The sequence below is a fragment of the Streptomyces sp. NPDC050997 genome (assembly GCF_040660135.1).
Lineage (GTDB): Bacteria > Actinomycetota > Actinomycetes > Streptomycetales > Streptomycetaceae > Streptomyces.
On record NZ_JBFAGK010000018.1, the window covers coordinates 1 to 15,948 of the forward strand.

The following is a 15,948-nucleotide window of genomic DNA, read 5'->3' on the forward strand; positions in this document are numbered from 1 at the left end:
GAGGAGGCCGTCCGGGTCCGCGTCGAAGGCGAGGGGGTAGATGTCCTGGTACTTCTTCGGCGGGTTCTCCGCGTACGCGATCGTCCCGTCCGGCCTGTGGCGGAACCACTCGGGGTGCTTGGCCACCCACGGATGGTCGGGGGAGCACTGCAGGGCGAAGTCGAGGGCCACCTCCAGACCCAGGCTGTGGGCCTGGCCCACGAACCGGTCGAAGTCCTCGAGGGTGCCCAGGTCCGGGTGGACGGCGTCGTGGCCGCCCTCGGGGGAGCCGATCGCCCACGGCACGCCGACGTCGTCGGGTGTGGGGGAGAGGGTGTTGTTGCGGCCCTTACGGAAGGTGTGCCCGATCGGGTGGATCGGGGGCAGGTAGACGACGTCGAAGCCCATCCGGGCGATCGCGGGCAGCCGGCGGGCGGCGGTGCGGAAGGTGCCGTGCGGGTGCTGCGCGGTGCCCTCGGAGCGGGGGAAGAACTCGTACCAGGCGCCGTACAGGGCGCGTTCCCGCTCGACCAGCAGCGGCAGCGTGTCCGAGGCGGTGACCAGCTCCCGCAACGGATACCGGGCCAGCACCGCGTCCACCTCCGGCGTCAACGCCGCCGCCAACCGGGTCGCGACCGGCAGCGAGTCGTCGCGCAGGACCTCCACGGCGGCCCGCAGCGCCGCCTGTCCGGGCCCCCGCGGCACTCCGGCCGCCGCCCGTGCGTGGAGGTCGGCGCCCTCCTCCAGGACCAGACCGGTGTCGATGCCGGCCGGAACCTTGATGCGGGCCGTGCGCCGCCAGGTGGACAGCGGATCGCTCCACGCCTCGACGCGGTAGGTCCAGGGGCCCGCGACGTCCGGGGTGACCTCGGCGCCCCAGCGGTCGGAACCGGGGTCCCGTTCCCGCATCGGCGTCCACGGGCCGTGCCGGCCCTCGGGGTCCGTGAGGACGACATTGGCGGCGACCGCGTCATGACCCTCGCGGAACACGATCGCGGTGACCTCGAACGTCTCGCCGACGACCGCCTTCGCCGCCCGCCTGCCGTAGTCCACGGCAGGTTTGACGTCCCGGACAGGTATGCGGCCGATGGCCGGGATCGAACTCATGTGGAACACCTCCGCCGTGTGACGGGGCCGGGCGCGTGTCCCGGCCGGGGAACGAAGCTGCGCCGGAAGGTGTCTACCTCCCGGCGGGGGTCCGCCGATCCGACGCCGGCGGCCCCCGTCTGGTGACGGCCCGTGGACCGGGGCGCGCGCTCTCGTCCCGGAGGTAGGCGACGCGCGTGGTCCGCAGATAGCGTTCGGCGGCGTCCGCGGCCTCGCGCGCGCATCGCTTTCCCATCAGCACGCAGAGGGTGTAGCCCGAGTTCTCGAAGGTGGACCGGATCCGGCGGTCGGCGGGGGCCGCGAGCATCCTGCGTTCCCACGACCGGTAGCGCCGCAGTTGCCGGGCCACTTCGGTTTTGGCCGGTAGCAGCATGGTGCCGTTCACCTTCCAGGGCTCGATGGCGCGTCTCCCGACCGTCGGGCGGCGGCCGTGCGCGGACACGCGCGGATCCGTCGCGGGCATCGAGTTCTTCACACATGGTGCATGTCTGATGACTCAACGTCTTGTTGGATCCTCAACCACCTCGGTCGTGCGCTCGTGTTGCACGAATGGCGTAGTGCACCCACTCTTGAGATGACTCAGAAGCGATCAGTGCTCACGCTTCGTGTCCGGGGCGCGGCCCCGCAGGGGACGAGGCGGAGTGAGAGCTTCGCCGGTGAGGAGCCAACGACGATGAACACCGCAGTGCCCTGCTACTACCACCTCGACGTCGAGGTCAGCCCGGAACGCGTCGGACAGGTCAGGCGCATCCTGGCCGCCCACCTCCGCCTCTGGGACCTGGAGACCCTGGTCGAGCCCGTCTGCCGAGGCGCCGAACTGCTGCTGAGGGCCATAGACGAGCACGCGACCGACAAGAACACGTCGATCGAGATGTGGTGGAACGGCCAGCACCTCATCACCGCCATCGGTGAGAACGACTGCGACCTGCGCCCCGACCAGGACCTGCGCGACTGTCTGGAGCGCATCGCCGCGATGAGCGACGGGTGGGGCTGCTGCGCCACGGACACCGGCAGCAAGGTCATCTGGTTCTCGCAGCGAGCCCGCGCCGGCGAACGCGTCCCGCTGGTGCCCACCGCGCCCGCGCCCGACCTGCGGGAGGTGCTCCAGGTGCCGCGAGAGGCCCGGGTCGCGGCCCTGGCCGGGCCGACCAGCACATCGGACGGCATCCTGGAGGACGCGCGGTGACCGCGCGACCACGCCGGAAAGGGGTGCCCGCCTGGAGCGGGCACCCCTACCCGTTGGGCGCCGCCCACGACGGCAAGGGCACCAACTTCGCGCTGTTCAGCGAGGTCGCCGAACGCGTCGACCTGGTCCTCGTCGACGACGACGGCGAGCACCGGCAGATCCCGATGGCCGAGGTCGACGGATTCGTGTGGCACTGCTACCTGCCCGGGATCGGACCGGGGCAGCGCTACGGCTATCGGGTGCACGGCCCCTGGCAGCCGTCCCTCGGCCATCGCTGCAATCCGGCCAAGCTCCTCCTGGACCCGTACGCCCAGGCGGTGGACGGCCAGGTGGACAACCACGCCTCCCTCTTCGAGCGCGCGGACGGCCCGTCCCGGTCCGACAGCGCCGGACACACCATGCTCGGCGTGGTCACCGACCATGCCTTCGACTGGGGCGACGATCAGCCACTCGGACGGCCGTACGCCGACAGCGTGATCTACGAGGCCCACGTCCGCGGAATCACCGCCACCCACCCCGACGTCCCGCCCGAACTCCGCGGCACCTACGCCGGTCTGGCCCACCCGGCGGTGATCGAGCACCTGACCTCGCTCGGCGTGACCGCCGTCGAGCTGATGCCGGTCCACCAGTTCGTGCAGGACGGCGTGCTCACGGACCGGGGGCTGTCCAACTACTGGGGCTACAACACGATCGGCTTCTTCGCACCGCACAACGCCTACGCCGCGCACGGCACCCGCGGCCAGCAGGTCACCGAGTTCAAGACGATGGTGAAGGCGCTGCACGCGGCCGGCCTCGAAGTGATCCTGGACGTCGTCTACAACCACACCGCGGAGGGCAACGAGAAGGGCCCCACGCTCTCCTTCCGCGGCATCGACAACGCCTCGTACTACCGCCTGGTGGACGGCGACTGGGGGCACTACTACGACACCACCGGCACCGGCAACAGCCTGCTCATGCGGCACCCCTACGTCCTTCAGCTGATCATGGACTCGCTGCGGTACTGGGTCACCGAGATGCACGTGGACGGCTTCCGCTTCGACCTCGCGGCCACGCTGGCCCGGCAGTTCCACGAGGTGGACCGGTTGTCGGCGTTCTTCGACCTGATCCAGCAGGACCCGGTGATCAGCCGCGTCAAGCTGATCGCCGAGCCCTGGGACGTGGGGGAGGGCGGGTACCAGGTGGGCAACTTCCCGCCGCTGTGGTCGGAGTGGAACGGCAAGTACCGGGACGCCGTACGGGACTTCTGGCGGGGCGGCGAGCACACGCTCGGCGAGTTCGCCTCCCGGCTGACCGGCTCCTCCGACCTCTACCAGCACACCGGGCGCCGCCCTCGCGCCAGCGTCAACTTCGTCACCGCGCACGACGGGTTCACCCTGCGCGACCTGGTCTCGTACAACGACAAGCACAACGAGGCCAACGGCGAGGGCGACCGGGACGGCGAGAGCACCAACCGGTCCTGGAACTGCGGGGTCGAGGGCGAGACCGACGACCCGGCCGTCCGGGAACTGCGCGCCCGTCAGCAGCGCAACTTCCTGGCCACCCTGCTGCTTTCGCAGGGCATCCCGATGCTCAGCCACGGCGACGAGCTGGGACGCACCCAACGCGGCAACAACAACGCCTACTGCCAGGACAACGACGTCTCCTGGATCGACTGGCGGCTGACCGACGAGCAGCGCGACCTCGCCGACTTCACCCGGCACGTCATCGGGTTGCGCGCCGTCCATCCCGTACTGCGCAGGCGTCGCTTCTTCCGCGGGGAGACGGTGACCCACGCGGGCCAGCCGCTGCCCGACCTGGTGTGGCTGCTTCCGGACGCGCGCGAGATGAGCGACGAGGACTGGCAGCGCTCCGACGCCCACTCGGTCGGGGTCTTCCTCAACGGCGACGCCATCGCCGAACCCGACCCGTGCGGGCGGCCCGTCGTCGACGACTCGTTCCTGCTGCTGCTCAACGGCTACTGGGAGCCGGTGGAGTTCCGCCTGCCCGACGCCACCTACGGCGAACGCTGGACAACACTGATCGACACCGCCGAGCCACAGGGCGCCGACGAGTCCGAACACAAGGCAGGCACGGCGACGACCGTCGAGCCCCGCAGCCTGGTACTGCTGTCGAGACCCTCACGCACCCACGGATGACAAACGCCGAAGCGCCCCGCGGACGAGCCGTTCCGGCTCACCCGCACACCCATGCCGCCCCGGGCACGCCCGCCGAACCCGGTCGACCCGGTCTGACTCGAGGGCCGGGGCATCGCGCCCCCGAAGGGGCGCGGGGCTCTCACATGTGCGGCTCCGCCGCGTGGGCGCGACCAGCCACGACGAACCCGCACCCGAGGCACGGCCTCACCGATACGGCGCCGCACGACCCCGCTCCCCCAGCGGGCGCCGGAGGCGGGTTCAGCGTTCGCGGCGTGACGTGACCGTGAACTGCGCCCCGTCCGCATCGCGCAGCACGGCCTCGTCGCCCCCCTTGGACAGCACGCTGCCGCCGTGCTTCTCCGCGGCCCGCGTACAGGCCGACACGTCCGCGACCGCGAAGTGGACCTGCCAGTGCGGCCGGATCGTCGGGTCGGGAGCCGACCCCAGCGCCCCCGACGAGATCCGGGCCACGATGTCGCCGCGGCTGCGCAGCACGACCTCGCCGCCCTCGTAGTGGACCTGGCAGCAGCCGGCATGCTCCGACGCCCAGTCGAGGACCTCGCCGTAGAAGATGGCCGCGTCGAAGGCGTCCCGGGTGTGGAGCCTGATGAAGGCCGGCTGGGACTCGCGCCAGCTCTCCCAGTCGGCGACCAGCTCGCCCTCCCAGATACCGAAGGTGGCGCCGTCCCGGTCGGCCAGCAGAGCCGCCCGTCCGGGCGGGAGGGACAGCGGCCCGACCGCCGTCGTGCCGCCGCGTTCCTGCGCCCGCGACGCGGCCTCGTCGGCGCTGGGCACGGCGAAGTACGGCGTCCAGGCGACCGCCATCTGCCACATGGAGGCGACCGCGGCGATCCCGGCCACCGGCGTCCCGTCCGCCAGCGCCATGCGGAAACGGTCACCGAGCCTCGCCCGCTGCCACTGCCAGCCCAGCACGGCCGTATAGAAGCCCTCGGTCGCCTCCAGGTCGCGGCTGGTCAGGCTCACCCAGCAGGGCGCGCCGAACACGGAGTGCGTGGACGTGACGTTCTTCGTCGCGCGGTGGGGGCTTGCGGGGTGATTCATGACAGTCGTGTTCCTGCTCTCGTCGGCCGGGGGCCACGGTCTCGTCCCAGTGTCCGACCGGAACCGCTCGGGGCGCCTGCCGAGTACCCCGGTGGCGCCACCGAAACGATGGCCGGACACGTCCCGCGGGTGGCGCGGGCCCGGACCAGTGACCAGGATGTGAACGTGTCCCGCGTACCGCACGAGCCCGCCGACGAGTCCGACCGCATTTTCGCACTCCAGGAAGAGGTGGACCAGCTCAAGGAAGCAGTCGCCTCGCATGCCGTCGTGGACCAGGCGATCGGCATGGTCGTCGCGCTCGGCCGAGTCACCCCCGACCAGGGGTGGGAAGTACTGAAGAACGTCTCCCAGCACACCAACATCAAGCTCCGTGAGGTCGCGGAGCTGATCCTCCTCTGGGCGCGGGCCGGAGAAATGCCCCCGGAGATCCGCGCCCACCTGGAAGACGCCCTCGACCGGTACGGCCCCACACAGATCCCGGGAGCACCGCCGAACGAGTGACGGCGGCGCTCCCGGGACGGACGGCGGCGGCCGCGCGGCTCAGCCGGCGTCGGCGAGGATCTCCTCGCGCAGCCGGTCGAAGCAGCCGCTGAGCAGTCGGGAGACATGCATCTGCGAGATGCCGAGCTGCTCGGCGATGGTGCTCTGGGTCATGCCCCGGAAGAAGCGCAGATACAAGATGGTGCGCTCGCGTTCCGGCAGTGCCTCCAGACAGGGCCGGACAGCCACCCGGTCGACGACGGTCTCGAAGGCCGGGTCCGGAGCGCCGATCGCGTCACCCAGCGCGTACCCGTCGGTGCCGGGCATCTCGGCCTCCAGCGACAGCGCGGAGAAGCACTCCAGCGCCTCCATGCCGGTACGGGCCTCGTCCTCGCTCATGTGTGCGAAGGCCGCGATCTCCGGCACGGACGGGGCTCGCCCCGGAGTCGTCTGCGACAGCTCCTTCGCGGCCCGGCGCACACGATTGCGCAGGTCCTGGACGCGGCGCGGGACGTGCAGCGTCCACATGTGGTCGCGGAAGTGGCGCTTGATCTCGCCGGTGATGGTCGGTACGGCGTAGGCCTCGAAGGCGCATCCCCGCGCCGGGTCGTAGTGGTCGACGGCCTTGACCAGTCCGAGGGCTGCCACCTGGTAGAGGTCCTCCAGGGACTCGCCGCGCCCCCGGAACCGGACCGCGATGCGCTCCGCCATGGGCAGCCAGAGCTCGACCACGTCGTCCCGCAACGTCTTGCGCTCCGGACCGTCCCGCAGCGCCACGAGCCGTTCGAAATCGGCGGCGGTGTCGGGGGCGTCGTCGTGCGGGTGTGGCTTCGTTCTGCCAGTGACAGGCATGTTGCCCGCCTCCCTCAGCAGGTGCTGGATGGACAGACACCGTGGGGGTGCGGCACGGACCTCGCGGAGTGCACCCGGGGCCCAGCCGAGCAGGCTTCCCACGGAAGTGCCTCCTGTCCGAAGCACATATGCCCATATTCCCGGCACAGGCAGCTCAAATCAACCCCATGGCCGCCGTGACGGAACGTGACCGCCCCGCGAGAAGCTCTTGACCACTCCTTGGGTTCGTTACCTCTGCTACAGAGGTAACGTCATTTGAGTGGAACCCGATCCCTTCCCGGAGGAGCTGGCCGACGCGCTCGTCGGAGTCCAGCGGCTGATCCGACGCCGACTGCGCCCCCAGATGGCCGCCCCACCGCTGCGCGGAGCCGAGGTGGAACTGCTGCGCCTGATCGTGGCGCGGCCCGGCATCGGCATCTCGGACGCCGCCAAGGACCTGTACCTCGCGAGCAACTCGGTGTCCACGCTGGTCAACCAGCTCGCCCGGCAGGGCTATCTGACCCGTGAGACGGACCCGGCCGACCGGCGGGCCGCCCGGCTGCTGCCCACCCCCGCGGCCGAGGCCCGCCTCGGCGAGTGGCGCACACGGCGCGCCGAACTCGTACGAAGCCAGGTCTCCCGGCTCGACGAGGCGGACCAGGAGGCGCTCCGCGCGGCGCTCCCGGCCCTGCGCAAGCTGGCCGTCAACCTGCACGAGGAGACCGAGGAGACCGAGGAGACCGAGGAGACCGAGGAGACCCAGGAAACCCAGGAAACCGAGGAGTCTGAGGAGTCATGACACAGGACGCCGACGAAGCCGTCATCTGCGCGAACCTCGTCTACACCTTCGGTGAGACGACCGCGGTGGACGGGCTCGACCTGACCGTGACGGAGGGCGAGGTGTTCGGGCTGCTCGGTCCCAACGGCGCCGGGAAGACCACCGCCATCCGCTGCATCACCACCCTCCTGCCAGTGCCCGCGGGACAGGTCCGCGTCTTCGGCCGCGACGCCGCCAAGGACGCCATGGCCGTACGCCGGCTGCTGGGCTATGTGCCGCAGCAGTTGTCCGCCGACGCGAGCCTCACCGGCCGGGAGAACATCGCCCTCTTCGCCCGCGTCTTCGACGTGCCCCGCCGGGAACGCGCCGAACGCGTCGGGCAGGCTCTGTCCGCGGTCGATCTCACCGACGCCGCCGACCGGCTGGCCGGCACCTACTCCGGCGGTATGGTCCGCCGCCTCGAACTCGCCCAGGCCCTGGTCAGCGCGCCCCGTCTGCTGATCCTCGACGAACCCACCATCGGGCTCGACCCGATCGCCCGGACCGGCGTGTGGGAGCACATCAACGCCGTCCGCGCGGCCACCGGCATGACCGTCCTGGTGACGACCCACTACATGGACGAGGCCGACCAGTACTGCGACCGGGTCGGTCTGATGCACCACGGCCGCATCCGGGCGCTCGGCACCCCGACCGAGCTCAGGGAGGGACTCGGTGAACGTCGGCGCGCGGCCGGCGCTCCGGCCACCGACCCGCTGCCCACGCTGGAGGACGTCTTCCGCGACATCGCCGGCAGCGGTCTCGACGACCAGTCAGGAGGTTTCCGCGATGTCCGAAGCACCCGCCGCACCGCGAACCGCGTCGGCTGACCGCGCCCGCGAGCACGGGATCGGCCTGCTGGTACAGCCGCCCCAGCCCCGCGCGGGCTGGCGGGTGTTGCCCGCCCGGGTCGTCGCGATGTGCGCCGTCGAACTGCAGAAACTGCGCCACGACCGCACAGAGTTGTACACCCGCGCGGTCCAGCCGGCCCTGTGGCTGCTGATCTTCGGCCAGACCTTCACCCGGATCAAGGCGATCCCCACCCAGGGCATCCCCTACATCGACTACCTCGCGCCCGGCATCATCGCCCAGTCCGCGATGTTCATCGCCATCTTCTACGGCATCCAGATCATCTGGGAACGCGACGCCGGCATCCTGAACAAGCTGCTGGTCACGCCGACCCCGCGCTCGGCGCTGATCACCGGCAAGGCGTTCGCGGCCGGGGTGAAGTCACTGATCCAGGCCGTGGTCGTCATCGTCATCGCCGCGCTTCTCGGGGTCGCCCTGACCTGGAATCCGCTCGAACTCCTCGGTGTCGCCACGGCGGTGATCCTCGGATCCGTCTTCTTCTCCTGCCTGTCGATGACCATCGCCGGGATCGTGCTCAGCCGCGACCGGCTGATGGGAATCGGGCAGGCGATCACCATGCCGCTGTTCTTCGGCTCCAACGCCCTCTACCCGCTGTCCGTCATGCCGGGCTGGCTCCGGACGGTCAGCAAGGTCAACCCCCTCAGCTATCAGGTCGACGCTCTGCGCGGCCTGCTTCTGGGGACGCCCGCGCATCTGGCGCTCGACTTCGCGGTGCTGCTCGTGGCCGCCGCGCTCGGCATCGCCGCGGCCTCCTCGCTGCTGGGCCGGCTGGCACGTTGAGCGGCGGCCGGAAAGTGATGTGCGGCACGCGCCGGGAACAAGCCGTCCGCCCGGTCGGCGAATTCTTCCTGCGCAGGGCTTGATCACCGATAAAGGGGATGAATTCGCTGGCCACAGCGCATTCTGCTCATTTGACAGTGCGCCGAGCGCACAGATAGGAAGCAAGCTCTCTGAGGTCGAAGAGGTGCACTGTGTACGAGCCGAACGTGGTCGGGGACTGGCAGGAGTACGACGAGCATGCCGGTCTGCGTGTCCGCGTCCACCGACTGGAAGCGGCCGAGCCGCCACGCGGACGGGACGACGCGGCCGAGGGACAGACGTACTTCCGGCTGCGCGTCACCGTGGAGAACCGGGGTGCCCGCCACTTCGGCATCCACCTGGAGGACGGTCAGATCGACGTGCGGATCGGCCCTGACGGGGAGAGCGCGTTCATCGACTGGCGCAACTCGCAGTTCATCGAGGGCTTCGACGTCTACCCGCTGCGCCGGGCCACCGCCGTGCTGTACGCGGCCGGCCCGGAGGCGTCCCTGAGCCAGGTGGACATCCAGGTCCAGGTACGGGTCGACGAGGAGTGGGCGGACCGCCGGCTGTGGGCGGGCGGCATCGGACTGCAGGAGGGCGCCGTCGGCACCGGCGCGGTGCGCGAGGGCCTCGCCTGTCAGGTGAGCAACTTCCTGCGGGACCAGGCCGAAGAGGGCACCGCCTGACGCGGGCCCGCCCCTGGGGGCGGGCCGCTTCGGCGCATCCGCCTCAGTGCGGGATGCCGTCGATGATCTCGCGGGCGCCCTGCCGCAGCAGGGCCACGGCCACCGACGTGCCGAGTGTCGCCGGGTCGAGCGGGCCCGCCCATTCGTGGGCGTTCAGCCGGGTCTTGCCGTCCGGGGTGAACACACAGGCCCGCAGGGACAGTTCGGCACCGCGGTCCACGCGGGCGTATCCGGCGATCGGGCTGTTGCAGTGCCCCTGAAGGACGTGCAGGAACATACGCTCCGCGGTGGCCTCCCGGAACGTGTCCGGGTCGCCGAGCGCGCTGACCAGGTCGATGGTCCCGGTGTCGCCCTCGCGACACTGGAGCGCGAGGATGCCCGCGCCGATCGGCGGCATCATCGTCTCGGGGGAGAGGATCTCGCTGATCACGTCCCGCCGGTCGATGCGCTCCAGGCCGGACACCGCGAGCAGCAGCGCGTCCGCCTCACCCGCCGCGAGCTTCTCCAGGCGCCGGTTGGCGTTGCCGCGGAACGGCACGCAGTCCAGGTGCGGGTGGCTGGTGGCCAGTTGGGCGACCCGGCGCACCGAGGAGGTGCCGATCCGGGTGCCGGCCGGAAGCTCGTCCAGGGTGAGGCCACCCGGATGGATGAGGGCGTCGCGAATGTCGTCCCGCTTCAGGAACGCGGCGAACGTGGTGCCCGCGGGCAGCGGCCGGTCGGCGGGCACGTCCTTGACGCAGTGCACCGCCAGGTCGGCCTGGCCGGCCAGCAGCGCGGCGTCGACCTCCTTGGTGAAGGCCCCCTTGCCCTCGACCTGGGACAGATCGCCCATCCACTTGTCGCCGGTGGTCTTCACCGGTACGACCTCGGTGCGCACCTCCGGGTACAGGGCGGCCAACTCGGCGCGGACCCGCTCCACTTGGGCGAGCGCCATCGGTGAGTCGCGGGAGACGATACGGATCAGTTCGGGCACGGACATGCGGACACGATAGACCCTTCGGGCAGCGCGCCCGCGCAGTACCGCTCGACTTCCGGACGAGAGGGCGGAACCCGGCGCCTGCTGACCGTTTCAGGACAGCGGTGTACTGAGTTCGACCGAGCGCAGCGCGGCGGCCAGAGCCTGTTCGTCGCCGACGTCCGAAGCCGTGTCGGTGAGTTTGATGACGTGCTCGTCGCCGTGCGCGAGGGCCCGCTCCCAGACCTCCTCGGCCGTCAGCCGTGCGTCAGGCGAGTAGGCGACCGGCTGCGTGGGCGCGTACATCGCGGTGACCGCGGCGGACGCCGTCCAGGCCGCACGCAGGCTCGGCACCCACATCTCCCGCGGCAGCGAACCCAGCGTGCGCAGCACGGCGTTGGGGGCCGTCGCCGCGTGCACCAGCATGGTCGGCGCGCCGTGGCCGTGGGTGGCGTAGCGATGGGTCGCGGCGCGGACGAGTTCGGTGAGCCGTTCCCTGGCCGTGTCCGGGTCGGTGACGTCGTCCGCCCAGGCCGGCAGACGGCGTACGGCGGAGAGCCGGGCCGGGAAGCCGCCTTCGGCCGCCTCGATCGCGGGTGTCGCGTCCAGGGACCGCGCCGCGGAGCTCGCGCCGGGCAGCTGGGCGATCCCGGACACGGGATGGTGCCGGGCCGCCCAGTAGCCCAGTCCGTGCGCGAGTTCGGTGAGCCGGGGCGGGTTCGGTCCGGCTTCGAGGGCGCGTACGGCGTGGCCGACCCGGATGACCGGATGGGTGGAGCCGCCGTAGATCCCCGGCAGCAGACGTGGCCACCACAGGGCGAGGACGTCGCGCCAGGGGTGTTCGGCGAGGGCGCGGGAGAAGTAGCCGATCCAGTCGGCGGCCCGGCGCGGATCACCCAGCGCCGTAGGCCAGTTGTCGTCGGTGACGGGGGCCACTGGGGCGGGGAAGTCCTCCAGTTTGCCTCGGTAGAGGTCCAGCCAGCGGTGTACGGCGCCCGCCCGCCCGTGCGCGGCGAGCGCCTCGACGACCATGGGGGCGTGGTTGGTGAGCCGGCCCAGCCGCTCAGGTCCCGAGGCGTGCAGGCGGTCCAGGGCTTCTTCGAGCTGCCCGCTCGTGTCGCTGGTGTTCATGCACGGGACGCTATGCCGCGCACCGGACGGGGCGGATCGGGCGCGGGACGGAACCCTTGGGTGCATGGGTCCTAGGTCTCGCGCCCGATGCCGTCGCCGGGGCGGGTGTTCGGGTCAGGCGTTGAGGTCAGGCGTTGGGGTCAGGCGTTGGGGTCGAAGGTGATGCCGGACGGCTTCGCCGACGTGAGGTGGCTCGCGAAGCTGGCGTCCTTCAGGCCGAAGTTGGCGCTGCCGAAGTCGTACGCGCTCAACTTGTCGCGCAGGCCCGACGGGTAGCCGTTCCAGCCGACCAGCGGCGGGTACTGCCAGGTGCCCTTGTGGTTCTCCGGCGGCTCGTCATTGGAGTTCGCCAGCCGGAAGCAGTGCGTGCTGATGCCGTCCTTGTGGTAGACGACCTTCGCGTGGGTGCCGTCGAAGCGGACGCCGGACGCCGCCGTGACGGTGAACGAGCCGTGGTTGGACGTCGAGACGTACTGCACCTGGTTGTTCTGCACCCAGATCACGACGTGCTCCCAGTCGTGCCGGTGCCCGCCGATGCTGCTGCCGGCGAGCGCCTGGTCCTTCTCGAAGTACAGGCCGTACATGTAGGCGCACCAGCCGTTGTTGCACTTGTAGCGCGAGTAGCTGTTGGTGTTGTCGAGGTCCGAGGCGTCACGGCAGCTGCCGTTGAGGGCGCCGGTCGGGTTGAGACCGCCGTTGACGGTGCCGTCGGGACCGATGGCGGGTGTGGAGTAGCACCCGTCCGTGTCGTAGTCGAAGGCCGGCTGGAAGGTGTTCTCGGCTGCCTCGGCGTTGGCGGGAAGCGCCTGCGGCGGGGCGGCGAAGGCGACGGTGGGGAAGGCGACGACGAGGGCGGCGGCGCCGGCCAGGCCGGTGAGCCATCTCCTGCGATGTGCTTTGAACGACGGTGACGACACTGCGTCCTCCTTGGGGTCCGGGCGCAGCCCAACGGCTGTGGGGGGTAAGGGAGTTCAGCTTCCCGAGTTTTCATGTCCGCGCCAAGAGGGCGCAGGCGTCTCTCCGGTAACGGAAGCCCCAAAAGTTGGATCCTGATGCCCTGTCAGGGGGGATTCAGGGCAGGTCGTCCGGAAGGTCCGCCGCGGATTCCTCGGGTGCGAGGTCGGGCCGCAACCGCAGCCAGGACGGCTGGCGCAGCATTCCGGCCCGGGTCCGGGTGCTGTAGCGGACCTCGCCGACCAGACGGGGCAGCACCCAGTGCGCGCCGGCCACCGGCGGAACGGGGTCGAAGGGGCACACGTCCGACTCGGCGGCCCTCAGCAGCGCGGCGAGTCGCTCCCGTTCGGTCTCGCTCCAGCCGGTGCCCACCCCGCCGACGTAGCGCAGCCGCCCCCGGGTGCGCTGTCCGACCAGCACCGCGCCCGGCAGGCCGGTCAGCCGCCCCTTGCCGGGCAGCCAGCCGCCCACGACGACGTCCTCGCTGACCATGTTCCGGATCTTGATCCAGGCCCGGGAACGCACTCCGGGCTCGTATGCCGAGTCCAGCCGTTTGCAGACCAGGCCCTCCAGCCCGGTCTCGCGGGTGGCCAGCAGTGCCTGCTCGCCGTGACCGACCAGGGCGGCCGGAGTCGACCAGTGCGGCCCGTTCAGGTCCAGCTCCTCCAGGAGGGTGCGACGGCGGGTGTAGGGGAGGGCGACGAGGGGGCGACCCGCCAGGTGCATCACGTCGAACAGGACGAGATGGACGGGCACCTCCGCCGCCCTGCGCGCCGCCTTGCCGGGTGACCGCACCAGGCCCATGCGGGACTGCAGCAGCTGGAAGTCGGCGCGTCCCCCTTCGTCCAGCGCCAGTACCTCCCCGTCCAGCACGGCGGGGGTGGGGCCGAGCGCACGGCCCAGCGGCAGCAGTTCGGGGTAGGCGACGGTGACGACCTCCCCGGACCGGGCGCGCAGGACCACGCCGCCGTCCCCGGCGAGATAGGCCACCACCCGCTGGCCGTCCTGCTTCGTCTCGTAGGCCCACCGCGCGTCCTGCGCGGTGGGCGGCAGGGCGCCGGGCGTGGCGAGCATGGGCGGGATCAGCGGGAGGCTCACGGGTCAGTTGTCGACGCTCGTGCCCCTCGTCACGCGCGTCGCCCACCGGGTTCGCCTGAACGGCGCCGTCCACGAGGGCGCCGACGGGGGTGCCGACGGGGGCGCCGACGGGGGGCGGAACGCCTCGCGTCGGAGCGGGCGTGCCGCCCCGGCCCCGATGCGACGTGCCACCGGCGTTGACGGCGCCGGTCGGTGGGCGGCGGTCGGTGGGCGCCGGTCGACGGTCGGCGTACCGGAACCGATCCGCGGCCTCGTTTCGCCGTGCCCTCAGTTCTTCGCCGCGGGCTCCTGGGCCGTCGGCGCGTCGGCCGCGGGTGCCGGGACCGGTGTGACGGCGGTCCGCTGCCGGGGGATGAAGGCGGCGATCGCGAAGGCGAGGAGAGCGGCGCCGGCGCCGATCGCCATGACCGTCCTGAACGCGTCCTTGGAGGGCAGGGCGTAGCCGCCCAGCGTGATGGTCATCTGGGAGAGGATGACACCCGCGATGGCGCTGGCCACCGACGTACCGATGGACCGCATCAGGGTGTTGAGACTGTTGGCGGCGGCCGTCTCGCTCGCGGGCACGGCACCCATGATCAGGGCGGGCATCGAGCCGTACGTGAAGCCGATGCCGGCGCCGATCACGCAGGAGACCATCACCAGGTGCCAGACCTCGGACATCAGCACGATGTTCAGGCCGTACCCGCAGGCCACGATCACCGCACCGATCATCAGCGTCACCTTCGGCCCCTTGGCCTTGGACACGGCGGCGGAGACGGGCGCGGTCGCCATCATCACCAGGCCGGAGGGCGCCATCACCAGACCGGCCGTCAGCAGCGACCTGCCCAGACCGTAGCCCGTCTGCTCGGGCAGCTGGAGCAGCTGCGGCAGGACCAGTGACATCGCGAACATGGAGAAACCGATCGCCACCGAGGCGAGGTTGGTGACCAGCACCTGACGGCGGGCGGTGGTGCGCAGGTCGACCAGCGGCTGCGCGGTGCGCAGTTCGAACACGCCCCAGACCAGCAGCACGAGCACGGCCGCGGCGAACAGTGCGAGCGTGGTGCCGCTGGTCCAGCCCCAGTCGGCGCCCTTGGAGATCGCCAGCAACAGACACACCAGGCCGGTCGCCATGCCGAGCGCTCCGACCACGTCGAAGCGACCGCCGGTGCGTACCCGCGACTCCGGCACCAGGGCGACGACCAGTGCGAGGGCGATCACACCCATCGCGGCGGAGGCCCAGAACAGGACGTGCCAGTCGAAGTTGTCGGCGATCAGGGCGGCCGTCGGCAGACCGAGGGCGCCGCCGACGCCGAGGGAGGCGCTCATCAGCGCCGTCGATCCGGCCAGACGCTCGGCGGGCAGCTCGTCCCGCATGATGCTGATGCCCAGCGGGATCACACCCGAGGCGAGCCCCTGCAACGCCCGGCCCACGACCATCGGGACCAGGGCGTCGCTGAGCGCGCACACCACCGAGCCGATCACCAGCATCACGACGCTGATCATCAGCATCCGGCGCTTGCCGAACATGTCACCGAGGCGGCCCACCACCGGGGTGGCCACGGCCGCCGCCAGCAGGGTCGCGGTGACCGCCCAGGCGGTGTCGGAGGCCGGTGCGTCGAGCAGCCGGGGGAGCTCCGGCACGATCGGGATCACCAGGGTCTGCATCAACGCGACGACGATGCCGGCGAAGGCCAGCACCGCCACCACGGCGTTGGGTCTCGGCGCGGCGGTGCCCCCGGCCTCGGCGGATGGGGCAAGGGCGTCGGACATACGGAGCCTCCGTGGGCGTGAGGTGAGGTGGAGAGGCGGCAAGAATTAAGGCAGCTGCTTGACTTACCATAGTGGCTCCGTTCGCCTGCGTAGGATTCCGGTACTGG

The 15,948-nt window shown here is 71.1% G+C and carries 16 protein-coding genes; 7 read left to right on the forward strand and 9 right to left on the reverse strand.

The features are described 5' to 3' along the window. Both AB0H86_RS32060 and AB0H86_RS32065 read right to left on the reverse strand, forming a co-directional pair. The coding region (locus AB0H86_RS32060) for a maltotransferase domain-containing protein (protein ID WP_362446673.1) at positions 1 to 1,086 on the reverse strand (1,086 nt) is incomplete at its 3' end. Between the two features lie 73 nt (positions 1,087 to 1,159). Further along, positions 1,160 to 1,459, reverse strand: coding sequence for a DUF5133 domain-containing protein (locus AB0H86_RS32065; protein ID WP_362447111.1), 300 nt, complete (start codon positions 1,457 to 1,459; stop codon positions 1,160 to 1,162). Positions 1,460 to 1,759: 300 nt separating this feature from the next. Here AB0H86_RS32065 and AB0H86_RS32070 point away from each other — a divergent pair, with 300 nt between their 5' ends. Together AB0H86_RS32070 and glgX are read left to right on the forward strand one after the other, a co-directional pair. Beyond that, positions 1,760 to 2,272 (forward strand): pep a2, encoded by a 513-nt coding sequence (locus AB0H86_RS32070; RefSeq protein ID WP_362446676.1) that lies wholly within the window; start codon positions 1,760 to 1,762, stop codon positions 2,270 to 2,272. Further along, the gene (gene glgX / locus AB0H86_RS32075) at positions 2,269 to 4,407 is read left to right on the forward strand and encodes a glycogen debranching protein GlgX (protein ID WP_362446679.1); all 2,139 of its coding nucleotides are present in this window, start codon (positions 2,269 to 2,271) and stop codon (positions 4,405 to 4,407) included. The genes AB0H86_RS32070 and glgX overlap by 4 nt, the downstream gene beginning before the upstream one ends. Positions 4,408 to 4,665: 258 nt before the next feature. Here glgX and AB0H86_RS32080 read toward each other — a convergent pair whose 3' ends face one another. Continuing rightward, a complete protein-coding gene (locus AB0H86_RS32080; protein ID WP_362446682.1) occupies positions 4,666 to 5,469 on the reverse strand; it encodes a VOC family protein in 804 nt (267 codons plus the stop codon). 165 nt (positions 5,470 to 5,634) lie between these two features. On the opposite strand from AB0H86_RS32080, the gene AB0H86_RS32085 reads away from it, so the two are divergent. Beyond that, entirely contained in the window at positions 5,635 to 5,970 is a 336-nt protein-coding gene (locus AB0H86_RS32085; RefSeq protein ID WP_362446685.1) for an ANTAR domain-containing protein, read from the forward strand. A 39-nt stretch (positions 5,971 to 6,009) separates the two neighbouring features. Here AB0H86_RS32085 and AB0H86_RS32090 read toward each other — a convergent pair whose 3' ends face one another. After that, a complete protein-coding gene (locus AB0H86_RS32090) occupies positions 6,010 to 6,801 on the reverse strand; it encodes an RNA polymerase sigma factor SigF (RefSeq protein ID WP_362446688.1) in 792 nt (263 codons plus the stop codon). A gap of 259 nt (positions 6,802 to 7,060) precedes the next feature. On the opposite strand from AB0H86_RS32090, the gene AB0H86_RS32095 reads away from it, so the two are divergent. The 4 genes from AB0H86_RS32095 to AB0H86_RS32110 all read left to right on the forward strand — a co-directional run bounded on the left by AB0H86_RS32095 (position 7,061) and on the right by AB0H86_RS32110 (position 9,951). Continuing rightward, complete coding sequence (locus AB0H86_RS32095; RefSeq protein ID WP_362446691.1) at positions 7,061 to 7,579, forward strand: MarR family winged helix-turn-helix transcriptional regulator; 519 nt, start codon at positions 7,061 to 7,063, stop codon at positions 7,577 to 7,579. After that, complete coding sequence (locus tag AB0H86_RS32100) at positions 7,576 to 8,424, forward strand: ATP-binding cassette domain-containing protein (RefSeq protein WP_362446694.1); 849 nt, start codon at positions 7,576 to 7,578, stop codon at positions 8,422 to 8,424. The genes AB0H86_RS32095 and AB0H86_RS32100 overlap by 4 nt, the downstream gene beginning before the upstream one ends. Further along, positions 8,384 to 9,244 (forward strand): ABC transporter permease, encoded by an 861-nt coding sequence (locus AB0H86_RS32105; RefSeq protein ID WP_362446697.1) that lies wholly within the window; start codon positions 8,384 to 8,386, stop codon positions 9,242 to 9,244. The genes AB0H86_RS32100 and AB0H86_RS32105 overlap by 41 nt, the downstream gene beginning before the upstream one ends. A gap of 191 nt (positions 9,245 to 9,435) precedes the next feature. Beyond that, positions 9,436 to 9,951 carry a hypothetical protein gene (locus AB0H86_RS32110; protein WP_362446700.1) on the forward strand — a complete coding sequence of 172 codons (516 nt, stop codon included), beginning with the start codon at positions 9,436 to 9,438 and terminating at the stop codon, positions 9,949 to 9,951. A 43-nt stretch (positions 9,952 to 9,994) separates the two neighbouring features. On the opposite strand, the gene hemC is transcribed toward AB0H86_RS32110, so the two are convergent. The 5 genes from hemC to AB0H86_RS32135 all read right to left on the reverse strand — a co-directional run bounded on the left by hemC (position 9,995) and on the right by AB0H86_RS32135 (position 15,841). After that, complete coding sequence (gene hemC / locus AB0H86_RS32115) at positions 9,995 to 10,930, reverse strand: hydroxymethylbilane synthase (protein WP_362446702.1); 936 nt, start codon at positions 10,928 to 10,930, stop codon at positions 9,995 to 9,997. 90 nt (positions 10,931 to 11,020) lie between these two features. Then, positions 11,021 to 12,037: a questin oxidase family protein gene (locus AB0H86_RS32120; protein WP_362446705.1), complete on the reverse strand. Its 1,017-nt coding sequence runs from the start codon at positions 12,035 to 12,037 to the stop codon at positions 11,021 to 11,023. 140 nt (positions 12,038 to 12,177) lie between these two features. After that, on the reverse strand, positions 12,178 to 12,954 hold the full coding sequence (locus tag AB0H86_RS32125; RefSeq protein ID WP_362446708.1) for an NPP1 family protein: 777 nt from the start codon (positions 12,952 to 12,954) through the stop codon (positions 12,178 to 12,180). 154 nt (positions 12,955 to 13,108) lie between these two features. Next, complete coding sequence (locus AB0H86_RS32130) at positions 13,109 to 14,089, reverse strand: ATP-dependent DNA ligase (protein ID WP_362446711.1); 981 nt, start codon at positions 14,087 to 14,089, stop codon at positions 13,109 to 13,111. A gap of 267 nt (positions 14,090 to 14,356) precedes the next feature. After that, the gene (locus AB0H86_RS32135) at positions 14,357 to 15,841 is read right to left on the reverse strand and encodes an MFS transporter (RefSeq protein WP_362446714.1); all 1,485 of its coding nucleotides are present in this window, start codon (positions 15,839 to 15,841) and stop codon (positions 14,357 to 14,359) included. Positions 15,842 to 15,948 lie beyond the last annotated feature (107 nt).